Annotated in this window: 9 protein-coding genes; 2 read left to right on the top strand and 7 right to left on the bottom strand. The window is 62.9% G+C overall.

All coding sequences use genetic code 11. The features are described from left to right. From grxD to purC, 6 genes are all read right to left on the bottom strand, one after another. Positions 1–281: Grx4 family monothiol glutaredoxin (gene grxD, locus VMR03_RS12370; protein WP_325405642.1), on the bottom strand; the 281-nt coding region annotated here is incomplete at its 3' end. A 47-nt stretch (positions 282–328) separates the two neighbouring features. Beyond that, complete coding sequence (locus tag VMR03_RS12365; protein ID WP_325405640.1) at positions 329–565, bottom strand: BolA family transcriptional regulator; 237 nt, start codon at positions 563–565, stop codon at positions 329–331. Between the two features lie 26 nt (positions 566–591). After that, positions 592–2,811 carry a phosphoribosylformylglycinamidine synthase subunit PurL gene (purL, locus tag VMR03_RS12360; protein WP_325405638.1) on the bottom strand — a complete coding sequence of 740 codons (2,220 nt, stop codon included), beginning with the start codon at positions 2,809–2,811 and terminating at the stop codon, positions 592–594. Continuing rightward, the gene (gene purQ / locus VMR03_RS12355; protein ID WP_325405636.1) at positions 2,808–3,476 is read right to left on the bottom strand and encodes a phosphoribosylformylglycinamidine synthase subunit PurQ; all 669 of its coding nucleotides are present in this window, start codon (positions 3,474–3,476) and stop codon (positions 2,808–2,810) included. The genes purL and purQ overlap by 4 nt, the downstream gene beginning before the upstream one ends. Positions 3,477–3,479: 3 nt before the next feature. Next, a complete protein-coding gene (gene purS / locus VMR03_RS12350; RefSeq protein WP_325405634.1) occupies positions 3,480–3,725 on the bottom strand; it encodes a phosphoribosylformylglycinamidine synthase subunit PurS in 246 nt (81 codons plus the stop codon). 51 nt (positions 3,726–3,776) lie between these two features. Continuing rightward, on the bottom strand, positions 3,777–4,538 hold the full coding sequence (purC, locus tag VMR03_RS12345) for a phosphoribosylaminoimidazolesuccinocarboxamide synthase (RefSeq protein WP_325405632.1): 762 nt from the start codon (positions 4,536–4,538) through the stop codon (positions 3,777–3,779). 328 nt (positions 4,539–4,866) lie between these two features. On the opposite strand from purC, the gene VMR03_RS12340 reads away from it, so the two are divergent. Then, positions 4,867–5,190: a DUF1476 domain-containing protein gene (locus VMR03_RS12340; protein WP_325405630.1), complete on the top strand. Its 324-nt coding sequence runs from the start codon at positions 4,867–4,869 to the stop codon at positions 5,188–5,190. A 40-nt stretch (positions 5,191–5,230) separates the two neighbouring features. Here VMR03_RS12340 and VMR03_RS12335 read toward each other — a convergent pair whose 3' ends face one another. After that, a complete protein-coding gene (locus VMR03_RS12335; protein ID WP_325405627.1) occupies positions 5,231–5,950 on the bottom strand; it encodes a helix-turn-helix domain-containing protein in 720 nt (239 codons plus the stop codon). Between the two features lie 77 nt (positions 5,951–6,027). On the opposite strand from VMR03_RS12335, the gene VMR03_RS12330 reads away from it, so the two are divergent. After that, a partial coding sequence (locus tag VMR03_RS12330; protein ID WP_325405625.1) for a PQQ-binding-like beta-propeller repeat protein occupies positions 6,028–7,116 on the top strand: 1,089 nt, incomplete at its 3' end.

The following is a 7,116-nucleotide window of genomic DNA, read 5'->3' as shown; positions in this document are numbered from 1 at the left end:
TCGAACATCTCGCGGACGATGTCGCAGCCGCCGACGAATTCACCCTTCACATAAAGCTGCGGGATCGTCGGCCAGTCCGAGAAATCCTTGATGCCCTGGCGGATGTCGGCGTCTTCCAGAACATTGACGCCCTTGAAGGGGACGTTGAGATAGGTCAGCACCTGAACGACCGCGTTCGAGAAGCCGCATTGCGGGAAGACGGGCGTGCCCTTCATGAAGAGAACCACGTCGTTGCTGTCGACTTCCTGACGGATGCGGTCGAAGACCGGATTGTCGCTCATCTGATGTCCTTCCGCGCGCTTGTGAGCGTCGCTCGTTGGTGTTGGATTCAATTTTCCGGTGCGGATGTCTGCAAGGCGAGGGCGTGAAGTTCGTTACCCATGCCGCCTTTCAGCGCGTTGTAGACCATCTGGTGCTGCTGCACCCGTGTCTTGCCCTTGAAGGCCGCCGAGACCACATTGGCGGCATAATGGTCGCCATCGCCGGCGAGATCGCGAATGTCGATCCTGGCATCCGGTATCGCCTCCTTGATCAGGCGCTCGATCTCACCCGCACTCATCGCCATGTCGCGACTCTCCTGCTTTCAGAGCCTTACAGGGCTTCCGCCGGGGCCGCCGCCATATAGGCAGGCAGCCAGCCCTCATGCGCAGCCTTGAGCCGCTGCAATGATATGGGATTGCAGCCATCCAGTGTCAATTCGTGACCTGCGGTCGCACCGATGCGGGTGGCCGCCACGCCCGCCTTGGCCGCGCGGGCCAGCAGGTCCTTGACCATGGTTTCGGGCAGGGTCACGACGTAGCGCGCCTGATCCTCGCCGAAGGCCCAGCCATGAAGCGGCAGATCCCGGGGCGCCTCGACCCTGGCTCCGATGCCGCCTGCCATCGCCATTTCGGCGAGGGCAAGGAAGAGCCCGCCATCCGAGACGTCGTGAACGGCCGTCAGCCCTTCGGCGCGGATTTCGGCCCGCACGAAGTCGCCATTGCGGCGCTCGACCGCGAGGTCGACCGGCGGCGGCGCACCTTCGCGGCGCGCGAGAATATCGCGCAGATAGATGCTCTGGCCGAGATGGCCCTTCGTCTCGCCGATAACGACGATCGCTTCACCCGCGGCCTTGAAGGCGATGGTGGCGCGAGCGCCCATATCGGGCAGTAGGCCGACGCCGCCGATGGCGGGGGTCGGCAGGATGCCCTTGCCGTTGGTCTCGTTGTAGAGCGAGACATTGCCGGAGACGACCGGGAAGTCGAGGGCGCGGCAGGCTTCGCCGATGCCCTGAATGCAGCCCACGAACTGGCCCATGATGTCGGGCTTTTCGGGATTGCCGAAATTGAGGTTGTCGGTGATGGCGAGCGGTTCCGCGCCGACGGCGGTGAGGTTGCGCCAGCATTCGGCGACGGCCTGCTTGCCGCCCTCGACCGGATCGGCGGCGCAATAACGGGGGCTGACATCGAGCGTGAAGGCGAGCGCCTTGCCCGAATGGCCGACACGGATCACGGCGGCGTCGCCCCCCGGCCCAATGGCCGTATTGCCCTGAATGAGATGGTCGTACTGCTCCCAGACCCAGCGGCGCGAGCACTGGTCGGGCGAGCCGACGATCTTCAGCAGGACCTCGGAGAGATCGTTCGGCGCAGGCACCTCGGCAGGGGCGAGCGCGGCGGGCTTCGGCGTCGCGATCCAGGGCCGGTCATATTCCGGCGCCTGATCGCCAAGCTCCTTGATCGGCAGATCGGCCATGACCTGGCCGTGCTGCTTGATGCGGAAGCGCAGATCGTCGGTCGTCCAGCCGATGATCGCGAAGTCGAGGCCCCATTTGCGGAAGATCGCCTCGGCATCCTTCTCGCGCTTGGGATCGAGAACCATGAGCATGCGCTCCTGGCTTTCCGACAGCATCATCTCATAGGCCGTCATGCCGGCTTCGCGGCAGGGCACTTTGTCGAGATCGAGCTCGACGCCGAGATCGCCCTTGGCGCCCATCTCGACGGCGGAGCAGGTGAGGCCGGCGGCGCCCATGTCCTGAATGGCGATGACGGCGCCCGAGCCCATGAGTTCGAGGCAGGCCTCGAGCAGCAGCTTCTCGGAGAAGGGATCGCCGATCTGCACCGTCGGCCGTTTCTCCTCGGAGTCCGCGCCGAATTCTGCGGACGCCATTGTGGCGCCGTGAATGCCGTCGCGGCCGGTCTTCGAGCCCAGATAGACGATCGGAAGGCCGACGCCCTTCGCCTGCGAATAGAAAATCTTGTCGGCATCTGCAAGGCCCGCCGCGAAGGCGTTGACGAGGCAATTGCCGTTGTAGCTCTCGTCGAAATTCACTTCGCCGCCGATGGTCGGCACGCCGAAGGAATTGCCATAGCCGCCAACGCCCGCGACGACGCCCGACACCGTGTGCCGTGTGCGCGGATGCTCGGGGGCGCCGAAACGGAGTGCGTTCAGAGCCGCGATCGGCCGCGCGCCCATCGTAAAGACGTCGCGCAGAATGCCGCCCACGCCCGTCGCCGCGCCCTGATAGGGCTCGATATAGGAGGGGTGGTTGTGGCTTTCCATCTTGAAGATGATCGCCTGGCCATCGCCGATATCGACGACACCGGCATTCTCGCCGGGGCCGCAGATGACGCGCGGACCAGTCGTCGGGAGCGTGCGCAGCCACTTCTTCGATGATTTATAGGAACAATGCTCGTTCCACATCGCCGAGAAGATGCCGAGTTCGGTCAGCGTCGGCTCGCGCCCGATGAGGTCGAGGATGCGCTGGTATTCGTCCGGCTTCAGGCCATGTTCGGCGACGAGCTCGGGAGTGATCTTTACATCGTTGGGTATCACGCAACCGCCTCCAGCACGCTCTCGAAGAGATTGCGCCCTTCCGCGCCGCCATTGAGCGGCTCGATTTCGTTTTCGGGGTGGGGCATCAGACCCATGACATTGCCGCGATCGTTGATGATGCCGGCGATGTCGTTGAGCGAGCCGTTCGGATTGGTGCCCTCCGCATAGCGGAAGACGACGCGACCTTCGCCTTCGATGCGGGCCAGCGTCTCGGCATCAGTGAAGTAGTTGCCGTCGCCATGCGCGACCGGGCAGCGCCAGACGTCACCCTGGCTATACTTGTTCGTGAAGTCGGTCGAGGCGTTTGCGACCTCGAGCTTCACATGCTTGCAGACGAATTTGAGATGGCTGTTGCGGACGAGAACGCCGGGAAGGAGCCCCGCCTCGCAGAGGATCTGGAAGCCGTTGCAGACGCCGAGGACGTGTACACCCTGATCGGCCTTCTTGCGGACGTCGTCCATGATCGCCGCACGCGCCGCGATGGCGCCGGTCCGGAGATAGTCGCCATAGGAAAAGCCACCGGGCAGGACCACGAGGTCGACCTTGGGAAGCGTCTTCTCGGTATGCCAGACGGAGACGGGTTTCTCGCCGGTGATTTTCTCGAGCGCGTAGAGCATGTCGCGCTCGCGGTTCGATCCCGGAAAGACGATGACGGCGGATTTCATTGCTTACTTCTCGTCGATCTCGATGGCGTAGTTCTCGATCACGGTATTGGCGAGGAGCTTCTTGCTCATCTCGTCGAGGGCGGCGCGCGCCTTTGCGGGATCCTTCTCGGCAAGCTCCACTTCGAAGAGCTTGCCCTGGCGCACGCTGGCGACGCCGTCGAAGCCCAGCGAACCGAGGGCACCCTCGATCGCCTTGCCCTGCGGGTCGAGCACGCCGTTCTTCAACATGACCTTGATCCGGGCCTTCATATGTCGGTCTCTCTCATCACTTGCAAGTGCCGGTCGTATGCCCAGCTAAAGTCACTTTACGAGGGTCGGTCCACGGCGCTTGGGCTCGTTCTCGAAGAGAATGCCAAGCCGGCGCGCAACTTCCTGATAAGCCTCGATAAGGCCGCCCATGTCGCGGCGGAAACGGTCCTTGTCGAGCTTGTCATTGGTGCGGATGTCCCAGAGGCGGCAGCTGTCCGGGCTGATCTCGTCGGCCAGCACCACGCGCACCATGTCGCCTTCATAAAGGCGGCCGAATTCGACCTTGAAGTCGACGAGGCGGATGCCGATGCCAAGGAAGAGACCGGCGAGGAAATCGTTGATGCGCAAGGCGAGCGCCATCATGTCGTCGATCTCCTGCGGGGTCGCCCAGCCGAAGGCCGTGATGTGCTCTTCCGACACCATGGGATCGCCGAGTTCGTCATTCTTGTAATAGAATTCGATGATTGAGCGGGGGAGCGGCGTCCCTTCCTCGATGCCGAGGCGCTTAGACAGCGAACCTGCGGCGACATTCCGAACCACGACCTCGCAGGGAATGATCTCGACTTCGCGGATCAGTTGCTCGCGCATGTTGATGGATCGGATGAAGTGCGTCGGCACTCCGATGTCGTTCAGCTTCGTGAAGATGTATTCGGAAATCCGGTTGTTGAGGACGCCCTTGCCCTCGATCGTCGCATGTTTCTGGTTATTGAAGGCGGTCGCATCGTCCTTGAAGTGCTGGATCAGCGTGCCCGGCTCGGGGCCTTCGTACAAAACCTTGGCCTTGCCTTCGTAAACGCGTCTGCGCCGGCTCATGTGATGAAATCCAATCGGTTGGCCCCGGGAGAGGGCTAAAGCTTGAAGATCGTTCCGCGGGGCGTCGGAGAGCGGCGGGACGAGGGGAATCGTCCTTCCGGCTCGCGCGCAAGTTACTCTATGGCTCCCGGCGATACAATGAAAGTGCAGCCAGCGGCTACAAACTCGCCTTTCTACCGAAAAATCAGGAACTTAGAGCGCTTTGCGACCTGCATCATTCAACCGGCCAGAACGGTTGATTTGAGCGCCGCGCGCGGTTATGCCTAAGCCTCAATTGAAGTCCCGGCGCAACCAGGCGCGAGGGCAGTCCTTTGGAGCGTTTAGCCTCATGTCCACCTTCGACAAGCGCGAAGAAGCCTTCGAGAACAAGTTTGCCCACGACGCCGAGTTGAAGTTCAAGGCGTCTGCGCGCCGTAACAGGCTTCTCGGTCAGTGGGCGGCCGAACTGCTCGGGCTGAAGGGCGACGCCATCGCCGAATATGCGAAGGAGGTCGTGAAGGCCGATCTCGTGGAGGCAGGTGACGAGGACGTGTTCCGCAAGCTGCGCGGCGATTTCGATCAAAAGGGTATTGCCCAATCGGACCACGAAATCCGCCGTGCCATGAGCGATCTCATGGAAGAAGCCATTCGTCAAATCCAGTCGGAAGGTTGAAGCTTTTCGGTGGCTTGACCCGATTCGCTCAGCCGATTCGTCAATCCGAGACGGCTGTCAGCGCAGCGGCGAAACATTGCGCTGCCACCTTCCTGATTTCGACCTCGTCAGCCGGCATGATCCCGTCGGCGTGAAGCCGGTCGCCGCGACGGCGGTGCATCGCGGTCCATGACGCCATTTCGACGGCGCAACGCGCGGCGATGGCAATGCGCTCCGTCGGCCAGTCGCTCTGTCTCTCCAGCAGCCGGATCAGAGCCGAAAGATAGCCGCCGCGCATCATATTGCGATGCAATTCTCCCAGTTCCGGAATGTCGAGCGAACAGCGGTCGATCAGCCAGATCGCCCGTCGCTCCACGGCCAGCGTGTCATAGAACTCCAGTCCGATGGCTTCGAGGTCCCCCCGGGTCGGCGCGGAGGGACGGGCAAGAGCCGCATCCAGCACCGGCCAGCGGCTGCGTTCGCTGACGGCGGCCCGAAGAAGGGCCACCGTTTCGCTCATGGGGAGCGTCGGAAGGGGCGCAGCCAGCTCCTCGAAGGAGCGGCCGCAAATTCGCATGATGGCGAGGTGGAGCAGGGCCTCCTTGCTCTCCGCGTAGAGGTAGAGCGTGCCGGTGGCGGCGCCCATCTGCGTAGCGATGTCTGTCACCTGGGTGCGGCGGTAGCCGAGTTCGCTGAAACAGGCGATGGCCGCCTCGGCAATCTGTTCGAACCGCCCGGGCTTCGGGCGGCTTTTTTTCCGGCGCACTTCAGTCTTCTGCATTTCGACTCGCTTTCCAATCGCACCTGGGCATAATATGAATGAATGATTCATTCAGCAAGCTTTGCGGGGAGGCAAGGATGGGAAAATTCGTCGGGTGGATGGGGCTCATTGCCGCCGCCGTCTTTTTGTCCGGAATGTCCGGCGTCGGCGCTGAAGAGTGGGATCACTACGGCGGAGACGCGGGCGGCCAGCGCCATGTTGGCGCCGATGCGATCACACCTGCCAATGTCGGCAAGCTTGAGGAAGCCTGGCGCTTCCAAACCGGCGACCTGATCGGCAAGCCCGACGACGTGAAGAAGCGCTATGCCTTCGAGGGAACGCCCATCTTCGTCGAGGACAGTGTGATCCTCTGCACGCCTTTCAATCGCGTCGTATCGCTCGATCCGGCGACGGGGAAGGAGCGCTGGAGCTACGATCCGCATGTCGCGCTCGACCGCAAACCCGGCAATCAATATGTCTGCCGCGGCGTCGCCTACTGGAAAGATGCGGCCGCCGCGCCTGAAGGCGCCTGCGCAGCCCGTATCTTCATGGGAACGGTCGATGGCCGTCTCATCGCACTCGATGCAAAAACCGGAAAACCATGCTCGGGCTTCGGCGCCGATTCCGGGCGACCGGGCATAGTGGACGCAGGCGCGGACAGGCCACTCGTCTGGGCCGGTGAATTTCAAATGACCTCACCGCCGGTTGTTACACGCGACACGGTGATCGTCGGCTCGTCGATCAGCGACAACCGCCGCGCCGATGCGCCGAAGGGGACAGTCCGCGCCTTCGACGCGCGCACGGGTGCGTTGAAATGGGGCTTCGATCCGGTGGCCCGTGGCGCCATGGAAAAACCGGGAAGCTGGCCCGCCGGCGCAGCGGCGCACACCGGACACGCGAATGTCTGGGCGCCGATCTCGGTCGATGAGGCACGCGGCCTCGTCTTCCTGCCGACGACGAGCCCGAGTCCCGATTTCTTTGGCGGGCTGCGCAAGGGCGACAACGACTATTCGGATTCCGTCGTGGCGCTAAAGGCGGAGACGGGCGACGTCGTCTGGAGTTTCCAGACCGTGCATCACGACGTCTGGGACTACGATCTGCCGGCGCAACCGACGCTGGCGACGCTGATGCGCGACGGCAAGCCCGTCGATGTCGTCGTGCAGGTGACGAAGACCGGCTTCATGTTC

The organism is Parvibaculum sp., from assembly GCF_035511255.1.
GTDB lineage: Bacteria > Pseudomonadota > Alphaproteobacteria > Parvibaculales > Parvibaculaceae > Parvibaculum.
This window is presented reverse-complemented; position numbering and strand designations above follow the sequence as displayed.

Bases quoted from the DNA above. Each gene is read 5' to 3' on its own strand.
- purQ (WP_325405636.1), bottom strand. From the start codon at position 3,476: ATGAAATCCGCCGTCATCGTCTTTCCGGGATCGAACCGCGAGCGCGAC.
- purS (WP_325405634.1), bottom strand. From the start codon at position 3,725: ATGAAGGCCCGGATCAAGGTCATGTTGAAGAACGGCGTGCTCGACCCG.
- VMR03_RS12340 (WP_325405630.1), top strand. From the start codon at position 4,867: ATGTCCACCTTCGACAAGCGCGAAGAAGCCTTCGAGAACAAGTTTGCC.
- purC (WP_325405632.1), bottom strand. From the start codon at position 4,538: ATGAGCCGGCGCAGACGCGTTTACGAAGGCAAGGCCAAGGTTTTGTAC.
- VMR03_RS12335 (WP_325405627.1), bottom strand. From the start codon at position 5,950: ATGCAGAAGACTGAAGTGCGCCGGAAAAAAAGCCGCCCGAAGCCCGGG.
- VMR03_RS12365 (WP_325405640.1), bottom strand. From the start codon at position 565: ATGGCGATGAGTGCGGGTGAGATCGAGCGCCTGATCAAGGAGGCGATA.